Raw genomic sequence first — 1,177 nt, forward strand, 5'->3', positions numbered from 1 at the left:
ATCTTTTTTCATGAACAATAGAATTGGAATCACAGCCATCAATGAGCCTACAGTCCATACCGAAGACGATGAATCTGAAAGATATTTTAGAAGTAAAAATGAAATCATGGCTATCCATATTTGCATTAACACAGCATTCTTGCTGGTTCCAAAAAAGCTTTTGATCTTCAGGTTCTGTTTGATGGTTTTAAAAAATATTTCAATCTGCCAACGATCCTTATAGATTCCAGCAATTGTCTCAGGAGACCATGAAAAATGATTGGTAAGAAGTACAATAGTATTTTCTGTTTCAGGGTCATAGCTTTCCACGATTCTAAGCCTTTGAGGGCACTCTTTTCCAGTTTTCATTCCGGTCATCTTGATATATTTATCGAAGCCAATGTCCTCATATTTTTCTACATTGCATTCTTTTAATACCTGATATACAGCATTCTTTTTTATCCTTGTAACAAAGTAAATCCCTTCCTTACAATACTTTGAAAACTCTTTATAGTCATTGTAACCTCTATCAAAGACGAAGATGTCTCCTTTTTTCTTTGGTATTTCTCGAATAGCATTCATCTCATGTACTTTGGCATCTGTAACAGAGACAAAGGAAGGGATATAACCGGAATGATCAAGTTTTACATGTAATTTTATTCCTGCTTTATTTTGCCTGAAATTCGCCCAGGGGAATATATTCAAGCATAAATCAATAGTGGAAGCATCAATACTGTAGAGTGGATTTTTGAATTTAAATTTATGCTTTTTCTTGTCGCCATGCAGTCTTCCAAGTATAGAGTAAAATAAATCCTGATAGATTTGATGGGGTCTGTTATTGTTTGCATACGAGAGAGTCGATCGTTTTACCTTGCCAATTCCCAAGTGATAAAAATTATTTTTATTCATCGATAAACCCGATTCAATTCCTCTCAATCCTTTTTGAGAACTTAACTGACCAAATAGCATTGCAGTAAACTGACTCCAACAACTGAAACCCTTAGAGTAGGCATCACCCCGGTGCTTCTTCACCCATTTCTCAAATTCATGTCTCGTTATTAATTGAAGAAGCTGTCCAAACGTTGTAGTATGATGACTCATAGCCGATTTCCTTTTGTTGTATTGTTTTAGTCGACTTAAGAATAAACGGAGATCGGCTTTTATAAAACCCCTTTCAAATTATCTTGGACAGCTGTGA

General features: G+C 35.2%; 1 protein-coding gene. It reads right to left on the minus strand.

Annotation, left to right across the window (positions count from 1 at the left end; all coding sequences use genetic code 11):
• Positions 1-1,080: IS4 family transposase (locus DV872_RS26090; protein ID WP_114632903.1), on the minus strand; the 1,080-nt coding region annotated here is incomplete at its 3' end.
• Positions 1,081-1,177 lie beyond the last annotated feature (97 nt).

Origin of the sequence: Oceanispirochaeta sp. M1, from assembly GCF_003346715.1 — a bacterium.
In the GTDB taxonomy this organism is placed as follows: domain Bacteria; phylum Spirochaetota; class Spirochaetia; order DSM-2461; family DSM-2461; genus Oceanispirochaeta.